The sequence below is a fragment of the Streptomyces griseocarneus genome, from assembly GCF_014655595.1.
In the GTDB taxonomy this organism is placed as follows: domain Bacteria; phylum Actinomycetota; class Actinomycetes; order Streptomycetales; family Streptomycetaceae; genus Streptomyces; species Streptomyces griseocarneus.
The window spans coordinates 397,778-417,181 of the sequence record NZ_BNBL01000002.1 but is presented as its reverse complement, the minus strand read 5'-3'; the positions used below and the strand labels follow the sequence as shown (position 1 = coordinate 417,181).

The window sequence follows — 19,404 nt, the reverse complement described above, 5'->3', positions numbered from 1 at the left end:
GACCCCGCACGCCGGCGCGTCGTACAGGTGCACGTACACTCATGGGCCAATTCCGGGTTCCACCACCGGGAAAGCACCATCAATAACGGGGACACCTTGCTGACGCACATGAAGTCCGGCACACGCCGCCGATCCGCGCTCACCATGGCCGGGGCCGTGCTCGCCACTGTCGCGCTCACCGCCTGCGACGACTCCGACGGGGCCAAGTCCGGCGGAAACGGCGGAAATGACAAAAAGGCCTCCGCCGAAGCCTCGAAGCCGCTCAAGCTCGGGCAGCCCAGCCCCGAGAAGCAGGAGGACCAGCGGTACGGGAAAAAGGGCGAATTCATCATCACGCCGCAGCGGGTCGTCATGGGAAAGGCGTCCGACCTCACCCAGCTGGACGCGAGCAAGTACCAGGGGAAGACCCTGGCCTGGGTCTATGTGAAGGCCAAGCTCGACGGCGGCGACAAGGAGATCAAGGGCCCGATGCTGTCGACCGACGTCGGCACCGTGTCCGAGGGCGAGCAGCGCGGCACGCGGCTCATCCTCATCGGCAACCTCAGCAGCGCGCCCGCCGACTGCAAGGACGAGGACACCCAGGCCACGTGGAAGCAGGGTGACGAGAAGACCTTCTGCACCCCCTTCATCGTGCCGGACGGCAAGAAGATCACCCACGTCACCTACGCCCGGGGCTTCTACAAGGAGCCCCTGAAGTGGACCACGGACTGACCGGGGTCGCACGGGCGACGAACGACAGGGCGGCCGCACCTCGCATGAGGTGCGGCCGCCCTGCGGCGTTCTGCGGGTCGCGTCCGGATCAGTACGCGGAATTGACGTTGTCCATCGAGCCGTACTTGTCGGCCGCGTAGTTACAGGAAGCGGTGATGTTGGCGACCGGGTCGTAGATGTCCCAGGACGTGCCCTCGACGTGATACGCCTTGAACGTCGGGTCGATGATCTGCAGCAGACCCTTCGACGGCACACCGTTCACAGCGTTGACGTCCCAGTCATTGATCGCACGCGGGTTACCGGTGGACTCCCGCATGATGTTCCGCTTGATGCCCTCGTACGAGGCAGGAATGCCCTTGGAGCGCAGGACGTCCAGCGACTCACTGATCCAGCCGTCCAGGTTGTCCGCGTAAGCCTTCTTCACCGGAGCAGCGGGCTTGGCGGCGGGCTTGGCCGGGGCGGGCTTGGCGGCGGGCTTGACGGGCTTGCGGGCCTCGGAACGGCTCGCGGCCTGCTTCGCGGCACGCTCACGGTCGGCCTTCGCCTTCGCAGCGGCGTCCGCGTCCGCCTTCACCTTCGCCTGCACGGCGGCCTTGGCCTTCACCGTGGCCTGCGCGGCAGCATCGTCCATGGCCTTCGTCAGCTCAGCATCCTGCGTCACACCGAACTCCTGCGCGCTCAGCGCCACCGGCTTCACACCCGCACTGTGAGCATCCGCAGCAGAAGCCTGCGGAACCAGGGCGAACGTCAGAGCGGCGGCACCAGCAGCGGTCACCAGACCAGCAGCAGAGAACTTATGGGCCTTGGACAGAGCGGTATAACCGGAGACGGTGGAGCGCATAACGAGCTGAACCCTTCCAATCGCTTAGTCGCAATGGCCGTCAATGGCGCAAAAAGAGCGCCGTTTCTCGGTCGACGGCGCCGTGCGACTCCGCAATTGTTAGCGGCGCGAAAACCCGCTGGCAAAGGTGTGACCTACGGCGAAACGCCGTACCCCCACACCCCCGACACGAGATCAAATGCCGGAATCCGGCCACGAATCGGGTACGGCCCTCTTTCGTATGTGACCCACGCCCCATGAGCGGCCTCACAACCCGGGGCCGTTTCGCTCGCTCAGCGCGACCGTTCGTCACCCCGCGAGGCCCTCCACGGAACTCCCGCGCCCGGCCTTTTCACGCGGCGGCATGGCAGGCCTCGATGAGCGCGCGCAGCCCGGCGCCCGGCGGGTCCGGCCGTACGGCGAGATACGTGCGCATCACGGGGGCGGGGTTGCGCAGCGGGCGGAAGACCACGCCCGGCACCGGCAGCTGGTCGGCGTGCGGGGCGTAGAACACGGTCCAGGACGGCTTGCCGTAGGCGATGGTGGCCAGGGTGTCCTGGGCGGTGGTGAATTCCGGGCCGAGGACCGGCTCGAAGCCGGCCGCCCGGCAGGAGCGCGTCACCAAGTCGAACAGCGCGGGGTTGCGGGACGGCGGGCTCAGCCGCAGCGGCAGGCCGGCGAGGTCGGCCATGTCGATCTCGGCGCGCACGGCGAGGTCGTGCCGAGCGGGCAGGGCCACCATGAGCGGGTCCTGCCACAGGGGCAGCAGCTCCAGGCCCGTGTCCGCGCGCTCCCCGCGCAGCAGGGTCGCCGCGAGCTCCCCGGAGCGGACCTCCTTCAGCCTGGTGCCGGTGGCCGCGGTCACGAGTTCCAGCTGCGCGTCCGGGGCGAGCCGGGCGAAGGCGGCGAGGATGTTCTCCAGCCGCGCCCCCAGCCCCGAGCTGGTGCCCAGCCGGAGCGTGACCGCCCGCTGGGTGCGCAGCTCGTCGATCGCGGCCCGGGCGCGCGCCTGTGCGGCGAGGACCTCCCTGGCGTGCGGCAGCAGCAGCCGGCCCGCCTCGGTGAGGGTGACGGTCCGGGTGGTGCGGTCGAACAGCTCGGTGTCCAGCTCGCGCTCCAGGCGGCGCACCTGCTGGCTGACGGCCGACTGGACGATGTGCAGCCGGTCGGCCGCCCGTCCGAAGTGCAGTTCCTCCGCCACGGTCAGGAAGTAGCGCAGCTGCCGGATCTCCATGCCCACCCCATTGATCACTTCTCGTGATGAGTGTAGGCGCGCTTCGCCCGTTGGTCGCGGGCCCGGCCCGCGATGGGATGGATCCCGCAAGCGATCAAGAAGTTCGAAGGGTCGAAGGAGCCGGGCCATGCCGTATCTGAAGGTCGACGAGGAGACGTCCCTCTACTACGAGGACGCGTACGCGGGCGGTGACGGGACCGCCGCCGGGTCCCTGCTGTTCCTGCACGGGTGGGGGACCAGCGGGCGGGTCTGGGACGCCCAGGTGCCGGCGTTCGCCGGTGATCACCGCGTGGTCACGGTCGACTGGCGCGGCTGCGGCCGTTCGGACCGGCCGGAGCGGGGCAACACCCTCGAGAGGGTCATCGGCGACGTCGTCGCCCTCATCGGTGCGCTGGACCTTCACCGTCCGGTCGTCGTCGGATCGTCGATGGGCGGTCTGGTCGCCACCGAGCTGGGCCTGCGGGACCCGGCGCTCGTGGGCGGCGTCGTGTCGGTGTCCGGTCCCGCCTACTGGCCGGCCGAGGCCGTGCCCGTCGGCGATCTGCGGGAGGACCTGCGCCGCGACCGGGCCGGCACCGTGGCCGGATGGGTGCCCGAGTGGTTCGCGCCGGGCGCGGACCCCGCCCTGGCCGAGTGGACGGTGCGGGAGCTCCTCGACGCGGGCGTGTCCGTGGACGAGCAGCTCGTGGGCCTCACCGCCTACGACCCGCGGCCGCTCCTGCCCGGGCTCGGCGTCCCGGTCCACTACCTCCACGGCGAGCTCGACAGCCAGATCCCGCTCAAGGTCGCGCGGACGTGTGCCGCGCTGACTCCCGGGGCCGGGCTGACCGTCCTTCCCGGAGTGGGCCACATGCCGCACCAGGAGTCGCCCGAGGCGTTCAACGCCGCGTTGCGGGACGCGCTCGTCCGGATGCGCGGCACGGCACGTACCGCCGCCGTCGCCTGAGACCTCCGGCCCCGACGGCACGCAACCCAGCACCCCAGCACACCCTGAAAGAGAATCCATGCCGAAGACCACCCTGCGGATCAGCGGCGGGGACGCCACCGTCGAGTACGACGTCACGGGCACGGGCCCCGGCCTCGTCCTCGTGCACGGCACGGCGATCACCCGGGAGCAGTGGCTGCCGCTGACCGAGGCGACCGCCGACCGGTTCACCGTCGTGGCCCCCGATCTCTCGGGATCGGGCGGTACGAGCGACCACGGCGGCCCGCTCACCCTGGCCGACCTCGCGGACGAGGTCCTGGCGGCGGCCGACGCCGCGGGGCTCACGGGCTTCCACCTGGTGGGCCACTCCCTCGGCGCGGCCGTCGCCACCCACCTCGCCGCCACGCACCCGGACCGGGTGCGCTCGCTCGCGCTGCACGCGGGCTGGGCGTACACCGACACCCGGATGGACGCGGAGTTCGGCTACTGGCTCGAGCTGCTGCGGACCGACGCCGAACAGGGGACGGCGTTGTTCGCGCGGATGCTGCCGCTGATGGCCTTCGGGCCGGGGTACTGGGCGCGGACCGACGCCGGGGCCAACGAGGAGCTCGTCCGCTCGCTGGCCGGAATGATCACCCCGGGCGCGGTGCGGCACGTGGAGGTCGACCGGCAGGTGGACCTGCGCCCGCTGTTGGGCCGCGTCAGCGCGCCGACGCTGGTGCTGGCCAGCGCCCATGACCGGCTCGTCGGCGCCGAGCAGCAGCAGGCGCTGCTCGCCGGCATCGCCGGGTCGCGGTACGCCGAGATCGACACCGGCCACGCGGCGCCCGGGGAGGACCCGGCGGGGTTCGTCGCGAAGCTGGCCGCCTTCCTGGACGAGCAGTCGGCGGCGGACCGGATGGCGACGGCGGACCGGGCGGCGGTGTCCTGACGCGGCGGGCGGCCCACCGGCCCGGTGGGCCGCCCGGCTCCGGCGTAGGTCCGCTCAGCGTTGTGCCGCGTACTGTTCCGCGTCGCCGAACCGCGCCAGGACCAGGGCGCCGGCGATCGAGACGGCGAAGCCGGCGAAGGCCAGCGGCCTGAAGCCGTGGCGCGTGGCGTCGCCGAGCCAGAGCACGCCGTAGGCGGCCGGCCAGACGGTCTCGCCGATCACCATGGCCGCCGTGGCCGCGGTGACCGCCCCGGAGCGCAGCGCCTCGATCAGCAGGAGGTAGCCGCCGAGGCCGGCGACGGCCACGGCGTACGCGGACGGCGCGGTGAGCAGGCGCTGGGCGGAGAGGTCCGGCAGCAGGCGCACGGCGACGGCGACCAGGCCGAAGCACAGGCCCGCGATCCCGCCCAGCACCGCCGCCCGGGCGCGCCGTACGCGCCGGGCGAGCAGGCGGCCGAGGAGGACCAGCGCCAGCGTGACGCCGAGGATCACCCACCGCATGCGGGCGTCCCCGGCGCCGGTGCCCTCGTGGCCCGCGGCGACGGCCAGCAGGGCCAGGCCGCAGCACACCGCGCCGACGGCGGTCCACTCCGCGCGGCGCAGCCGGATGCCCAGGACGGCCGCCGCGACGACGGCGGTGACGGCCAGCGACGAGGCGAGGGCCGCCTCGACCAGGAACAGCGGAACCGAGCGCAGGGACACCAGCTCGGCCACGAAGCCGAGGGTGTCCAGGGCGATGCCGGCCAGGAACGGCCACCGGCGCAGTGTCAGGGCCAGCGTGGCCAGGCCCGTCTCCGGCGATCCGGCGGCCGCCGCCGTGCGCGCTCCCATCGCCTGCAGCACGGTGGCCGTGCCCATGCACACGGCGGCACAGAAGGCCATGACGACGCCGAACACCATGTGCGCACCGTAACCGCCCTGCGGTGAAGGGGGTGCGAAAGACCCTCCCCGACGCGCCCGCTTTGGGTGGGGATCGTGAATATCATCCCGCTCCATATGGTCACACAAGGTCACCGACTGGACACTCGAGGCAATGTCTCCGGAACCGGGGGTGCCGATGCCCGAGGACGACGTCGAGCGCCGGCTCGCGGACGATCCCGTCGCGATCGTCGGGGTCGCCGGGATGTTCCCCGGAGCGGGGAACATCCGCGCCTTCTGGGACAACGTCGTCGCCGGGCGGGACTGCACCGCCGAGGTGCCGCCGCAGTGGTGGAGCGTCGAGGACCATTACGACCCGGACCCCTTCGCCCCCGACAAGACCTACGCCCGCCGGGGCGCCTTCCTCTCGCCGGTGGTGTTCGATCCGCGCGAGTTCGGCATGCCGCCGAACACCGTGGACTCCACCGGGCTGGTGCAGCTGCTCGGCCTGATGGTGGCCAGGGACGTGCTGCGCGACGCGGGCTGCGCGGACGCCGCCTGGTACGACCCCGCGCGCACCGGCGTGGTGCTGGGCGTGTGCGGGACCAACTCGACGCTGATCCCGCTGGCCGCCCGGCTGCTGGGGCCCTCCCTGGTCCGGGCGGTGCGCGAGAACGGAGGCTCGGAGGAGGAGGCGCGGCGGATCGCGCGCGGCTATCTGGAGGGCCTGCCGCCGTGGACCGAGGACTCCTTCCCCGGCATCCTCGGCAACGTGGTGTCCGGGCGGATCGCCAACCGCTTCGATCTGGGAGCGGCCAATCACACCGTGGACGCCGCGTGCGCCAGCTCGCTGGCGGCCGTGCGGTCGGCCGTCGACGAGCTGACGGCCCGCCGGGCCGACATGATGATCACCGGCGGGTGCGACGCGGACAACTCCGTCGTGTCCTTCCTGTGCTTCAGCAAGACGCCCGCCCTGTCGCCGACCGGGCGGGTGCGCCCCTTCGACGCCGAGGCCGACGGCACGCTCGTCGGCGAGGGCATCGGCATGCTGGCGCTGCGCCGCCTCGCCGACGCCGAGCGGGCCGGCCAGCGGGTCTACGCGGTCATCCGGGGCCTGGGCGGCTCCAGCGACGGCCGCGGCACCAGCATCTACGCCCCCTGCGGCGCGGGTCAGCTGACGGCGCTGCGGCGCGCCTACCGCGACGCCGGCTGCCCGCCCCGCTCGGTGGGGCTGATCGAGGCGCACGGCACGGGCACCCCGGCCGGCGACGAGGTGGAGCTGGCGGCGCTGAACGAGCTGCTGGCGCAGGAAGGTTCCGGCGACGGCCACCGCGTCGCCGTCGGCAGCGTCAAGTCGCAGATCGGCCACACCAAGGCCGCGGCGGGCGCGGCAGGGCTGATCAAGGCGGCCCTGGCGCTGCACCAGAAGGTGCTGCCGCCCACGGTCAACGTGACCCGCCCCGGCGCCGAGGCCACCCGCGAGGGCAGCGCTCTGTACGTCAACACCGCCGTCCGGCCCTGGATCCGCGATCCGGGCCGGCCGCCGCGCCGGGCCGGGGTGTCCGCGTTCGGCTTCGGCGGGGTGAACCACCACGCGGTCCTGGAGGAGTACGCGGGGCCCGGCGATGAGGAGCCGTACGTCCTGCACCGCACGCCCCGCGCCTGCCTGTGGCACGCCGCCGGGCCCGAGGAGCTGCTGGCCCGGCTGGAGCGCGGTGAGGCGCCCGACGACGGCCCGGCCCCGGCCGCTCACGCCCGTCTCGGGTTCGTCTCGACGGACGACGAGCACCACGCAAGGCTCCTCGTCCTGGCCGCCGAGCAGCTGCGCAACAGCCCCGGGCACACCGGCTGGCGGCACGCCCGCGGCATCCACTACCGCCGCACCGCCCTGCCGGCGGGGACCGGGGTGGGGGCGTTGTTCGCCGGGCAGGGCAGCCAGTACCCGGGCATGGGCCTGGGCGCGCTGCTCGCGGTGCCGCCGGCCCGCGCGGCCTTCGACGCGGCCGGCGCGCTCTTCCCGCCCGGCGACCCGCTGGCGCGCACAGTCTTCCCGCCGCCCGGCACGGACGACGCGCTCGCCGCCGAGGAGCGGCTGCGGCGTACCGCGTACGCCCAGCCCGCCATCGGGGCACTGGCCATGGGGCAGTACCGCTTCCTGTCCGGCCTGGGCTTCGCCCCGCACCGCGTGCTCGGCCACAGCTTCGGCGAACTGACCGCGCTGTGGGCGGCCGGAGTCCTGGGCGACGACGCCTTCCTGACGCTGGCGCGGGCCCGGGGCCTGGCGATGCAGGCCCCGGACGACGGCCGCGACCCGGGGGCGTCGGCCGCCGTGCGCGGCACGGAGGCCCAGGTGCGCGAACTGCTGGCCGGCCGTCCGGGGCTGTCGGTGTCCTGCCGCAACGCCCCGGACGAACAGGTCGTGGGCGGCCCCACACCGGAGGTGGAACGATTCGTGCGCCACTGCGCCGAGCGGTCGGTGCCGGTGCGGCGCCTGCCGGTCGCCGCCGCCTTCCACACCCCCCACATCGCCTTCGCGCGGGACTCCTTCGCCGCGGCCTGCGCGGAGGCGGACTTCGGGGTGCCCGCCGTGCCCGTGCTCGCCGGCGCGGCGGGAGCCGCGTACGGGCCCGATCCCGGCACCAACCGCCGCACGATCACCGAACAGCTGTGCCGTCCCGTGGACTTCGCCGGACGGGTGCGGGAGATGTACGACGACGGCGTGCGCGTCTTCGTCGAGTTCGGGCCCAAGCGCGTCCTGACCGGCCTGGTGGAGCGCACGCTGGACGGCCTGGCGGTGGAGACGGTTCCCTGCGACACGGGCGCCACCGTGGACAGCGGGGCCGCCCTCAAGGAAGCGGCACTGCGGCTGGCCGTGCTCGGGCTGCCGCTGACCGGCATCAACCGCTACGACGCCCCGGCGGAAGCGGAGCCGTCGGCGCCGTCGAAGGCGGCCCGGCTGCTGGAGGGCCCGAACTTCGCCGCGCTGCGCCGCGCGCGGACGGCCGAACGGCACGCCGGCACGGCTCGCGACCGCGGCGGGGAAGCGACGCCGCCCGGCGGCGGGGCAGGAGCGGGCGCCGGCGCGGAGGCGCTCACCAGGGCCGCCGCCGATCACCTCGCCGCTCACGTCCGCTTCCTCGACGGCCAGTTGGCGACCGCAGAGGAACTGACGGGCCTGTTGCGTGCGGGGGCCGCGAACGGCGGCCTCGACGCCTCGCTCTCCGAGGCCGTCAGATCCATCGCGGAACACAGCGTGGCGCTGGGCGAGGCACACACCCGGGCGGGAGAGGTGGTGACGCGGCTCCTGCGCCTGCCGGGGTACGACGGCGAGGTCGCCGCCGTGCCGCCGGCGCCCGTTCGGGGGCGGCCGGGCGGGCCGCCGCCGGGCCTCGTACGGGAACCGCCGCACGCACCGGACCCCGAGGACGCGGATGCTCCCGGCCGCCCCTCCGCCCTGGCCGAACTGCTCGCCGCCCACCGCGGGGAGACGCCCCCCGACGGCGGACCCCGCCCCGCCCCCGGCCCCGGCCCCGAAACGGCTCCCACGGAGGTGGACCGGGAGGCGCTGGAACAGCTCTTCCGTCAAGTGGTCGCCGAGAAGACCGGCTACGACGTCGACATGATCGAGCCGGACATGTACATCCTGGAGGACCTGGGCATCGACTCGCTCAAGCAGGTCGAGATCGGCGCGGAGATCTGGCGCAGGTACCCCACCATCTCCCGGGAGGATCTCTTCGGCTTCAGCGAGGCCCGTACCGTGCGCGACCTCGCCGAGATGCTGGAGGGCATCCTGACCGGTTCCGGTCGTGGGCTCCGGCGCTCCGACGACGTACCCCTCGGGCGCGCCTTCGCCGTGCCGCGCACGCTGCCCGCCGTGGACGTCCGCCCCGATGCCTGGCCCGGACAGCGGTGCGCGCTGGTGCTGGACGACGGCGGCGGGCTGGGCGAGGTGCTGGAGGGCGCGCTGCGGACGCGCGGCTGGCGGGTGTGCCGCCTGTCCCTGCCCGGCGTGCGCGGGGACGGCGCCCCGCCGCCGGACGACGACACGTCATGGTCGCTGGCGGACTGGACCGAGACGGCCCTGACCGGCCGCCTCGGCGAGATCCTGGCGGCGGCCGGGCGCGTCGACCTGTGCGTGGTGCCGGTGAGCCGGGACGAGGACGCGAGCGCCGGTCATCTGGTCACCCGTCTTCAGCACGCCGTTCTCGTCGCAAAGCACCTCGCGTCCCCGCTGGAGGAGGCCGCGGCGTCGGGCAGCCGTGCGGGCTTCGTGACCGTCACCCGGCTGGACGGCTGCCTGGGCTATGCCGGCGCCGGCGGCAATCCGGTCGCGGCCCTGGCCGGAGGGCTCGGCGGCCTCGTCAAGACGATGGCGCTGGAGGCCGCACCCGTCTTCTGCCGCGCCCTGGACTTCGCCCCGGGGATGTCCGCCGCCGCCGTGGCCGAGGCGTTCGTGACGGAGATCGAGGATGCCGCCACCGACGTCCGCGAGGTCGGCCGGGACGGGGAGACGCGCCGCACGCCCTCCCTGGCCGACACCCCCGGGCCGATGATTCCCTCCCCGCCGGAAACACAGGGAACGCCAGAGACACCGGAAGCGCACGAACTGGGCCCGGACGACCTGCTGTTGGTGACCGGCGGGGCGTCCGGCATCACCGCCTGGTGCGTGAGCGCGCTGGCCGCCGAGCAGCGCTGCGGGTACCTGCTGCTGGGCCGGACCGAACTCGCCGACGAGCCGGAGTGGGCCGCCGGGCTCGAGGGCGCCGACGCGCTGCGCGGCGCGCTCGCCGGCCGGCTGCGCGCCGCCGGCGAGGATCCCGACGCACCGCCGCAACGCGCCGACGCCGACCGGCGCGTGCGGGAGGTGCTGCGGGGGCGCCGGATCCGCGCCACCCTCGAGGAGCTGCGCTCGCGCGGCGTCGAGGCGCGCTATCTCGCGGCGGACGTGCGCGACGCCGACGCGCTGGCCCGGGTCCTGCGGCCGTACGCGGAGCGCGTCACCGGCGTGGTGCACGCGGCGGCGGTCCTCGGCGACACCCCGCTCGCGGGCCTGCGGCCGGAGTCGGTCGCCGAGGTGATCGGCACGAAGGTGTCCGGCCTGAGCAACGTGCTCGGCTGCCTGGATCAGGAACGGCTGCGGCATCTGGTGCTGTTCACGTCCGTGTCGGGCTTCTGGGGCAATGTGCGGCAGGCGGACTACGCGCTGGCCAACGAGGCGCTGAACCGGTTCGCGTGCGCGTTCAAGGCCGCTCGTCCCGCCTGCCGGGTGGTGCCCCTGGTGTGGGGCCCGTGGGAGGGCGGCATGGCCGCCCCGATGCGGGAGATCTTCGTCCAGCAGGGCGTCCCGGTCCTGGCGCGCGACGTCGGCTGCGCGTACTTCGTCGACCGGATGCGCCCGGGCGCGGGCGACGGCGGAGTCGTCGTCATCGGCCCGACGCGCGCCCCCTACCGGCTGACCACCGACCTGCCCGCGCGCGGCACGACCGTGCGGCGGTCCCTGGCCGCGCTCGAGCGGGAGCCGGTCCTGCTCGACCACCGCTGGGCGGGCGCCCCGCTGCTGCCCATGACGGCGGCCGTCGGCCTGGGCCTGCACATCGTCGAGCGCGCCCAGGGCGAGGGGCGGACAGTGGTCGAGTGCCGTGACTTCCGCATCCGGCGCGGCCTCTACCTCGACGGCTCCCATCCCCGGGATTTGACGGCCCGTCTGGTGCCGTCGCGGGAGCGGGCGTCCGCCGAGGTCGCCGTCACCGTGCGCGCGCTCGACGACGGCCGGGAGACCCAGGTGTACTACGAGGGCGTGTACCGCTGGGCCGAGCGGCCGCCCGTGGCACCCCGCGTGGAACTGCCGCCGTACACGGTCACGGACGATCCGCACCCAGCCTACGCCGAGGGACTCCTCTTCCACGGCCCGACGCTGAGGGGAATGCGCAACGTCCTGGACGACTCCGGCGACCACCTGGTGATCGGCGCGAGCCTGCCGGAGACGGAACTGGCCCACGGCGCGTACGCGGGACGGTCGTACGGGCCGTGCCGGGCCGACGTGCTGCTCCAGGCCGCCGCCCTGCTGGCGCGCGCGTGCCACGGCCGGCTGTGCTTCCCCGCGAGCGCCGACCGGATCGAGCTGTTCGCCCCGCTGCCCGGGGAGCCGTTCGTCATCACGGCCCGGCTCGATTCCCACTCCGTGCTCGAGATGCGCTGCACCGTCACCGCGTGCGCCCTGGACGGCCGGGTCCTGCAGCGGTGGACGGGGCTGACCATGCTCCCGTTCGCCGAGGAGCGGCTGGTCGCCCGGCTGACCGCACCGCGCCGGGCCCTCGGGGACGGAGGAGGAACATGAGCGAACTGGGCTTCGAGGGCGTCCCGCTGGACCGGCTGTGCCCGGCACCGGCCCCGGACACCAGGGCTCCGGCGCCGGCCCCGCCCACGGACGACGCCGGAGCCGACGACGGCGCCGAGTCCGTGGTGCGGCGGATGACGACGCGGCTGCAGCGCGCCCACACCGCCGTGCTGGAGGCCCATCGCGCCGTCGACGCCTGGCGCGTGGGGCTCATGGCGCCCGGCACCATGACCACCCCCTCCGCCGCCCCTGCGCCGGTCGCCGCCGTACCCGGGAACCCGTCGCGCCAGGACGAGGTGACGGCGGTGCTGCGGATCGCTGCCGCGGCGGGCCCGCCGCCGGACGCGTTCACCCTCACCTGGTACGACGCGCCGCCCGCGGACCCGGCCGGCCTGCGCGTACGGCCCGAGGACGGATCCGGGTGCGGCGTGCACGCCGGCGACCGGCTCGTCCTCCGGCTCCGCCCGGCGCCCGGCGAGGACCCCCAGGACCCTCCTGTGCCCCGCTTCCCCGGCGAGTTCCGTCCGCCGGCATCCTCGGCCGTCCGCCGGCTGTCGCGCGCCGCCCTCGAGGCCCTGGCCGCCGGGGACTTCGCCGGGGTGTTCGGCCCCGCCCACGACCAGGACGGGCTGGGGCCCGACGAGCTGCCGGCGCCCTGGCCCGCCCCGCTGCTGGACGAGATCACCGCCGTCGACCCGCGCGGCGGCCGCTACGGCCTCGGTCTGCTGACCGCCGTCTTCCGCGCCCCGTTCCCGGAAGGCGACGACGCACCCCGGTGGCCGTGGTGGGTGGCGGCGGCCACCGAGGCGCTCCGAGTCCACGCCTTCCACCTGGGACTGCACCTGTGCCTGCCGGGCGCCCGCGTGGTCCCGCTGCCGGACACCGCCACCCACGTCCGGCTGCCGTCGCCTCCCGGATCCCGGCCCGGCGACGACGCGCCCCTGCGGCTCGCGGTCGAGGTGACCGGCCTGGGCCTGCTACCCGGCCCGTACGTGACCGCCGACTGCCGCGTCACGTCCGGCGGCCGCCCCGTCGCCCGGCTGCGCGGGCTCGGCGTCTCGGTGCGGGAACGGCCCGGCCCCCCGCTCCTCCCCCACCCCGGCCGGCCCACCTGTCGCAAGACGTCGGACGGCGCCCGGGCGTTCTTCCACGAACTGCACGCCGCCCGCTCCGCCGAGAGCCCGTACCCGCCGTACGCCGACACCACCGGGCAGCCGGTCACCACGCCGGTGCGGCCCCGGCTGCCGCGCGCCGGACTGCGCGCGGTCGACCGGGCCGTCAGCTTCCACGAAGGGCCGGGGCCCGGCGGCGCCGGGAGCCGGCTGGTCACCGAGTACGACGTGCCCGCCGACCCCTGGTACTGCCGGGAGGCCGGGGACGGCGACGCCCTGCCGCACCTCGCGCTCATGGAGACGTCCCTGCAGTGCCTGGGCGTGTTCACCCAATGCGACGGCGTGGCGGCGCGTTACCCCGACCGGCCCTTCGTGTGCCGCAACCTCGAGGGCCGGGCCCGGCTGCTGCGGGCCGTCGACCCCCGCTCCTCGACGGTCGTCCAGGATTGCGTCCTGCTGTCCTCCGCCGCCCTGCCCGGGGCCGTCATCCACCACTGCTCCTTCGAACTGAGCACCGGCGGCCGGGCCTTCTACGCCGGAGAGGCCGCACACGGCTACCTCACCGCCGAGGTGCTCGACCTCCAGCAGGGCCTGGACGACGGCCGGGAGGTCCCCCCGTGGGCGGAGGACCGGCGGATCACCGGAGCGCTGCGCCCGGACCTCCGCGCCGACGCCCGCCTCGGCCGGGGCCGGCTGGCCGCGCCGGCGAAGGCGCTGATCGTCCCCGGCGGCGGCGCGCACGGCGCCGGCTACGTCCTGTGCGAGCAGCCCGTCGACCCCGACGACTGGTTCTTCGACCAGCACTTCGCGTACGACCCGGTGCTGCCAGGCTCCGTGGGGGTGCACATGCTCGGCCAGGCGGTGCGGGCCTTCGCGCTGTACACCGGCGTCGTCGGCCACCTGGCGAACCCGTCCTTCGCGCCCGCCGTCGGCGAGGAGACGCGCTGGGTCTACCGCGGGCAGATCCTCCGTCACCACCGGCGGATGCGCGGCGAGGTGCACATCCGCGAGGTGCGCGCGGACGGCGACGGCGTGCTGCTCCTCGCCGACGGCAGCGTCTGGCGCGACGGCCTGCGGATCCACCGGGTGGACAACCTCGCCCTGACCGCCCGGCCGCGGCCCGGTGCCGCCGTGTCGCGGGAGGACGTCCGGTGACCGTCCACCACGACCCGGACGGTGTGTACGCCGTGCTGTCCGCGACGGACCTGCCCTGTTACGTCGTCCGGTCCGGCGGCCGGGGCGGGGTGACGCACGACTGTCCCGCGCCGGGCTCCGGCGTCGCCCTGCTGGCCGCCGCCGGCCCGCTGCCGCCGCACCGGCTCGGGTCGGCGGCCTTCGCGCGGCGGCACGGCGTGCGCTTCCCCTACATGGCCGGGGCCATGGCCGCGGGCATCGCCTCCGAGGAGCTCGTGGGCGCGCTGTCGGACGCCGGGTGCCTCGCGGCGTTCGGGGCCGCCGGACTGTCCGAGCCGCGCCTGGACTCCGCGCTCGGGCGGCTGGAGCGCGAGCTGGGCCGGCGCGGCATGCCGTACGCCTGCAACCTGATCCACAGCCCCATGGCGCCGCACGCCGAACGCTTCTGCGTCGACCTGTGCCTGCGGCACCGGGTGCGCTGCGTCGAGGCCTCCGCGTTCGTCCGGCTCACCCCGGAGGTGGTGCGCTACCGCGTGACGGGGCTGCGGGCCGACCCCGCCACGGGCATGCGGGCGGAGCACCGGCTGATCGCCAAGGTGTCCCGTCCGGAGACGGCGGAGATGTTCCTGCGGCCCGCGCCCGAGGCGCTGGTGGCCGAGCTGCTGGCGCGCGGGGACGTCTCCGCCGAGCAGGCGGCGCTCGCCCGCGCGGTGCCGATGGCCGACGACATCACCGTGGAGGCCGACTCCGGCGGCCACACCGACCGCCGCCCGCTGACCGTACTGCTCCCGGCCGTCGTGGGATTGCGCGACCGGACCCCTCCCCCGCTCCCCGGAGGCGAACCCGTACGGATCGGAGCCGCCGGCGGCATCGGCACCCCGCGCGCGGTGGTCGCGGCCTTCTGCCTCGGGGCGGACTACGTCGTCACCGGATCGGTGAACCAGGCCACCGTCGAAGCCGGCACCTCAGCGGCCGTCAAGCGACTGCTGGCGGAGGCCCTGCTGTCGGACTGCGTCATGGCACCGGCCGCCGACATGTTCGAGCAGGGCGGCACCGTGCAGGTCCTGGGCCGTGGCACCCTCTTCCCCGGCCGCGCGGCGCGCCTGTACCGGCTCTACGTCGACCACGACGGGCTGGACGACCTGCCGCCGGAGGAACGGCGCCGCCTCGAGCGGTACTTCGGCCGGTCCCTGCCGCAGGCGTGGGAGGAGGCGGCCGGCTACCTCCGGGCCCGTCATCCGTCCCGGCTGCCGCGCGCCGCGCGGGACGCCAAGTACCGCATGGCCCTGGTGTTCCGCTGGTACCTGGCGATGGCCTCGCGCTGGGCGACCTCGGGGGCCGACGGACACGCCGAGGACTGGCAGGTGTGGTGCGGCCCGGCGATGGGCGCGTTCAACGACTGGGCGCGCGGCAGCGCCCTCGCCGCCCCCGGGGGCCGGCACGTGGCCGACGTCGCCGGGCACCTGCTGCGGGGCGCCGCGTTCCACACGCGCCTGGACCAGCTGCGCGCGTGCGGCGTACGCATTCCCGCGGCGTGGGCCGAGTACCGCCTGCCCGGCGCACCCGGCCCCGCGCCGCGCCCCGCTCAGGGCCGTGCGCCGGCCACCCGGTCCGCGCGCACGCACTCGATCATGTAGTCGCCGGTGTCGGGGTCCACGGTGACGCCGTGGGTCTCGCTGCGGAAGCCGGGGAACTCCCGGTCGAAGGACTCCAGGGCGCCGAGGTAGCGCAGCAGCGGCCCGTCGGGGGTGCCGGTGGACTCCCCGGGCATGAGGACGGGGATGCCGGGGGGCGTGACGGTGACCATGGCGGCCGCCACCCGTCCGGGAGCGTCCGCGAGCGTGACCCGCTCGGTGCCCTCCCGGATCAGCTGCTGGTAGCACCACTGGGGCGGGGTGACCGGCTCGGGCAGGTCCTGGAAGGCCGTGTCCAGCAGGGTGACCAGGTCGGCCCGGCGCAGGTGGTCGTGCATGGCCCGGCACAGCTCGCTCAGCGTCGTGCCGGCGTAGCGCCGCGGGTACTGCGCGACGAGGGCGGGCAGGACGCGGTCGAGGGGGGTGTCGGCGTCGTGGAGCGCCTTGAAGTCCATCAGGGCGTCGAGGAGGGTTCCCCACTTGCCCTTGGTGATGCCCATGGAGAAGAGGATGAGCGTGGTGTAGCTGTCGGTCTTCTCCACCATGATGTTCCGGGTGGCCAGGTAGGCGGTCAGGATGCGGGCGGGGATGCCGTGGTCGGCCCACCGGCCGGTGGCGTCGATGCCCGGGCAGGTGAGGGTCACCTTGACCGGGTCGAGCATCGCGTAGCCCTCGCCGAGGCCGGTGAAGCCGTGCCAGTCGGCGCCCGGCTCGAGCTGCCAGCAGGACGGCTGGGTGCGCAGCAGCTCGGCGGGGGCGTCGGCGAAGTCGTGCTGTTCGCCGGTGGCCGGGTCGGTGACCGTGCCGGGCTGCCAGACGCCGAAGAACCAGGCGGGCCGGTCGCCCGCGGCCGCGACGCGCCGGCCGGTGCGGACGACGGCCTGGCGGAAGCGGACGGCCTCGGTGACCGCCTCGTCGACGAGCCAGTGCCCCTGCGGCCCGTCCATCATCCCGGCGGCCACGTCGAGGGAGGCGATCGCGGGATAGAGGGGCGAGGTGGTGCCGTGCATCATGAAGGCCTCGTTGAACCGGTCGTGCTCCACCGGCGCCCGGGGCGAGGACTTGACGTGCACCATGGCGCTCTGGCTCAGCGCGGCCAGCAGCTTGTGCGTGGACTGGGTGGTGAAGACCGTGGGCCGGTCCGGCCCGTCGAAGGTGTCGGGGCCCACCGCCATGCCGTAGCGCCGGGCGTAGAGGGGGTGGAAGCGCGCGTAGGCGAACCAGGCCTCGTCGAAGTGCACGCGCGGCGTGCTGGCGGCGAGCTCCCGGGCGACCTGGACCGCGTCGTAACACAGCCCGTCGTACGTGGAGTTGGTGACCACCGCGTACTCCGCCCCGGGCGAGCGCGCGGCGCGGGCCAGCGGGTTGCCGGCGACGCGCTCGCGCACGGCCGCGGCGCCGATCTCGGCCGGGGGCAGCGGGCCGGCCAGTCCGTAGCCGTTGCGGGTGGGCACGAGGTAGACGGGGCGGGCGCCGGAGAGGATCAGGCCGTGCAGCACGGACTTGTGGCAGTTGCGGTCGACCAGGGCGATCTCGTCGTGGGAGACGCAGTAGTGCCCGACCATGCGGTCGGCGGTGGAGTTGCCGTGGAGGACGAAGTACGTGCGGTCGGCGCCGAAGACGCGGGCGGCGTTGCGCTCGGCGTCACCGATCGGGCCCGTGTGCTCGAAGAGGGAGCCGAGTTCCTCGACCGAGATGGACAGGTCGCTGCGGAAGAGCCGTTCGCCGTAGTAGTCGAAGAAGGCGCGCCCGACCGACGACTTCAGGAAGGCGACGCCGCCCGCGTGGGCCGGGGTGTGCCAGGAGTACTCGTGGGCGCCGTCGAAGTGGCGCAGCGCCTTGAAGAACGGCGGGAGCACGGTCTCGCGGTAGGCGCGCGCCGCGCCGGCGATCCGGCCGGCGATGAACGCCGGGGTGTCCTCCAGCGGCCAGATGTAGCCGACCACGGACTCGGACACCCACAGCGGGAGGTGGTCGAGGTCCTCGTCGGCCCCGTCGGCCATGACGAGCAGCACGGGCAGGTCCTTGAAGCGCCGGCCGATCTGGCGCAGCACCGCGGCGCCGGCCGGCTCGTCCTTGGTGGTGTCGCCGGGAGCGAGGTCCCAGGCCACCACCGCGGCGGCGAGGCCGGCCTCCGTGCGCAGCACCGCCCGCGCGTCGGCCTCGGTACGGGCCCAGCGCACCTCCAGGCCGTGGTCCTCCACGGCCTTGCGGATCCTGCGCAGCTGCTCCGCCGCGGAGTCCGGCGCGTGCGGGTCCTCCCGCAACGCGAACAGAACGGTGCCGCCAGCCATTTCGCCCCCCAATTTCTTGCGATCATCACGCCGCCGGCGTTCAGTCTCGCCACGTCGGGTGCGGGCGGGTGGGGCGGTGACGGCACAACCACCCGTGGGAGGGGCGGGACCCGGGGAAACTCGCTCACGCGCTCGAGGGGACGGCGGCCGGTCAGCAGGCGACGAGCAGCTCGCGCAGGCCACGGATGACGAACCCGGGCTTCCACTCCGGCTCGGCCACGAGACGCATCTCCGGGGCGCGGCGCAGCAGTTCGCCGAACACCGCGATGAGTTCGCGGCGCGCGAGGGGGGCGCCGAGGCAGTAGTGGATGCCGGCCCCGAAGCCGAGGTGGGGATTGTCGGAGCGGGTGATGTCCAGCCGGCCGGGGTCGTGGAAGCCGGCCGGGTCGTGGTGGGCCGAGCCGAAGAGGAGGGCGACCTCGCTGCCGCGCGGGATGACGGTGCCGCCGATCTCGATGTCGTCGAGCACCCAGCGCTCGAAGAGCTGCAACGGCGTGTCGTAGCGGATCAGTTCCTCGATCGCCGTGGGCAGCAGCCCGTGGTCGGCGCGGAGGGCGGCGAGCTGTCCGGGGTGACGGAAGAGGGCCCACCAGCCGTTGCCGGCGGTGTTGACGCTGGCCTCGTGGCCGGCGTTGAGGAGCAGGACGCAGGTGGAGACCATTTCCTGCTCGGTGAGCCGGTCCCCGGCGTCGTGCGCGGCGATGAGCGCGCTGATGAGGTCGTCGGCGGGCCGCGCGCGCCGGTCGGCGATCAGTTCCCGCAGATAGGCGGAGAACTCCAGGGACGCCCGGACCGCGCGGCCCGCCGTCTCCTCGTCCGGATTCAGCTCGTACATCCCGCAGATGTCCGCCGACCAGGGCCGCAGCAGGGCCCGGTCCGCCGCGGGGATGCCGAGCATCTCGGCGATGACGGCCACCGGCAGCGGCTCGGCCACCGTGGCGATCAGATCGCCGCCGCCTTCCGCGAGCAGGTCGTCGACCAGCTCGCGGGCCAGCCGGCGCACGGTCGGCTCGAGCCCCTCGACCGTGCGCGGGGTGAAGGCCTGCGACACCAGGCGCCGGATCCTGGTGTGGTCGGGGGCCTCCAGGTCGAGCAGGCCGTTGCCGTTGAGGACGTGGAAGGGCTCGTGAGCGGCCGGCGGCGGGGTCCGGCCGAACTCCTCGTGCGTGAAGCGGTGGAGGTACGTGCGCCCCAGCCGCCGGTCGCGCAGCAGTGCCCGTACGTCCGCGTGGTGCGGCACCAGCCACTGCCGGCTGGGGGCGAACCAGTGGACCCGCCCGGAGGCGCGCAGCCGGGCGTAGCCGGGATACGGGTCGGCGACGAACCGGGGACTCCATGGGTCGAAATCGGCGCTCGCGTCCATGGACGGATGCTAGCCGGACGGCCGGGTTGTGTAGAGGGCCCGCCCACGCCG

At 74.6% G+C, this 19,404-nt stretch carries 11 protein-coding genes; 6 read left to right on the top strand and 5 right to left on the bottom strand.

The window, feature by feature from the left end:
- Positions 1–108: 108 nt before the first annotated feature.
- Positions 109–711: a hypothetical protein gene (locus IE295_RS07695; protein WP_190062750.1), complete on the top strand. Its 603-nt coding sequence runs from the start codon at positions 109–111 to the stop codon at positions 709–711.
- Positions 712–799: 88 nt separating this feature from the next.
- Here IE295_RS07695 and IE295_RS07690 read toward each other — a convergent pair whose 3' ends face one another.
- Together IE295_RS07690 and IE295_RS07685 are read right to left on the bottom strand one after the other, a co-directional pair.
- Positions 800–1,552 (bottom strand): transglycosylase SLT domain-containing protein, encoded by a 753-nt coding sequence (locus IE295_RS07690; protein ID WP_190062749.1) that lies wholly within the window; start codon positions 1,550–1,552, stop codon positions 800–802.
- 331 nt (positions 1,553–1,883) lie between these two features.
- Positions 1,884–2,765 carry a LysR family transcriptional regulator gene (locus IE295_RS07685; RefSeq protein WP_190062748.1) on the bottom strand — a complete coding sequence of 294 codons (882 nt, stop codon included), beginning with the start codon at positions 2,763–2,765 and terminating at the stop codon, positions 1,884–1,886.
- A 127-nt stretch (positions 2,766–2,892) separates the two neighbouring features.
- On the opposite strand from IE295_RS07685, the gene IE295_RS07680 reads away from it, so the two are divergent.
- Both IE295_RS07680 and IE295_RS07675 read left to right on the top strand, forming a co-directional pair.
- Entirely contained in the window at positions 2,893–3,711 is an 819-nt protein-coding gene (locus IE295_RS07680; RefSeq protein WP_190062747.1) for an alpha/beta fold hydrolase, read from the top strand.
- A gap of 58 nt (positions 3,712–3,769) precedes the next feature.
- Positions 3,770–4,621 (top strand): alpha/beta fold hydrolase, encoded by an 852-nt coding sequence (locus IE295_RS07675; RefSeq protein ID WP_190062746.1) that lies wholly within the window; start codon positions 3,770–3,772, stop codon positions 4,619–4,621.
- Positions 4,622–4,675: 54 nt separating this feature from the next.
- On the opposite strand, the gene IE295_RS07670 is transcribed toward IE295_RS07675, so the two are convergent.
- On the bottom strand, positions 4,676–5,521 hold the full coding sequence (locus tag IE295_RS07670) for a hypothetical protein (protein WP_190062745.1): 846 nt from the start codon (positions 5,519–5,521) through the stop codon (positions 4,676–4,678).
- Between the two features lie 133 nt (positions 5,522–5,654).
- Here IE295_RS07670 and IE295_RS07665 point away from each other — a divergent pair, with 133 nt between their 5' ends.
- Genes IE295_RS07665 through IE295_RS07655 form a run of 3 tightly spaced genes read left to right on the top strand, consistent with a single transcriptional unit; the run spans position 5,655 to position 15,699 of the window.
- On the top strand, positions 5,655–11,816 hold the full coding sequence (locus IE295_RS07665; protein ID WP_190062744.1) for a type I polyketide synthase: 6,162 nt from the start codon (positions 5,655–5,657) through the stop codon (positions 11,814–11,816).
- Positions 11,813–14,083, top strand: coding sequence for a hotdog family protein (locus IE295_RS07660; RefSeq protein WP_190062743.1), 2,271 nt, complete (start codon positions 11,813–11,815; stop codon positions 14,081–14,083). The genes IE295_RS07665 and IE295_RS07660 overlap by 4 nt, the downstream gene beginning before the upstream one ends.
- Complete coding sequence (locus IE295_RS07655; protein WP_190062742.1) at positions 14,080–15,699, top strand: PfaD family polyunsaturated fatty acid/polyketide biosynthesis protein; 1,620 nt, start codon at positions 14,080–14,082, stop codon at positions 15,697–15,699. Before IE295_RS07660 ends, IE295_RS07655 begins: the two co-directional genes overlap by 4 nt.
- Here the strand turns inward: IE295_RS07655 and IE295_RS07650 are convergent.
- On the bottom strand, positions 15,648–17,990 hold the full coding sequence (locus IE295_RS07650; protein ID WP_190062741.1) for an Orn/Lys/Arg family decarboxylase: 2,343 nt from the start codon (positions 17,988–17,990) through the stop codon (positions 15,648–15,650). The two genes, IE295_RS07655 and IE295_RS07650, sit on opposite strands and share 52 nt — an antisense overlap.
- A gap of 151 nt (positions 17,991–18,141) precedes the next feature.
- Positions 18,142–19,353 (bottom strand): cytochrome P450, encoded by a 1,212-nt coding sequence (locus IE295_RS07645; protein ID WP_190062740.1) that lies wholly within the window; start codon positions 19,351–19,353, stop codon positions 18,142–18,144.
- Positions 19,354–19,404 lie beyond the last annotated feature (51 nt).

What these genes read in the sequence shown, in the direction of transcription:
- IE295_RS07675 (WP_190062746.1), top strand. Translation starts at nt 3,770, where the DNA reads ATGCCGAAGACCACCCTGCGGATCAGCGGCGGGGACGCCACCGTCGAG.
- IE295_RS07660 (WP_190062743.1), top strand. Translation starts at nt 11,813, where the DNA reads ATGAGCGAACTGGGCTTCGAGGGCGTCCCGCTGGACCGGCTGTGCCCG.
- IE295_RS07650 (WP_190062741.1), bottom strand. Translation starts at nt 17,990, where the DNA reads ATGGCTGGCGGCACCGTTCTGTTCGCGTTGCGGGAGGACCCGCACGCG.
- IE295_RS07645 (WP_190062740.1), bottom strand. Translation starts at nt 19,353, where the DNA reads ATGGACGCGAGCGCCGATTTCGACCCATGGAGTCCCCGGTTCGTCGCC.
- IE295_RS07670 (WP_190062745.1), bottom strand. Translation starts at nt 5,521, where the DNA reads ATGGTGTTCGGCGTCGTCATGGCCTTCTGTGCCGCCGTGTGCATGGGC.
- IE295_RS07685 (WP_190062748.1), bottom strand. Translation starts at nt 2,765, where the DNA reads ATGGAGATCCGGCAGCTGCGCTACTTCCTGACCGTGGCGGAGGAACTG.
- IE295_RS07680 (WP_190062747.1), top strand. Translation starts at nt 2,893, where the DNA reads ATGCCGTATCTGAAGGTCGACGAGGAGACGTCCCTCTACTACGAGGAC.
- IE295_RS07695 (WP_190062750.1), top strand. Translation starts at nt 109, where the DNA reads ATGAAGTCCGGCACACGCCGCCGATCCGCGCTCACCATGGCCGGGGCC.
- IE295_RS07690 (WP_190062749.1), bottom strand. Translation starts at nt 1,552, where the DNA reads ATGCGCTCCACCGTCTCCGGTTATACCGCTCTGTCCAAGGCCCATAAG.
- IE295_RS07665 (WP_190062744.1), top strand. Translation starts at nt 5,655, where the DNA reads ATGTCTCCGGAACCGGGGGTGCCGATGCCCGAGGACGACGTCGAGCGC.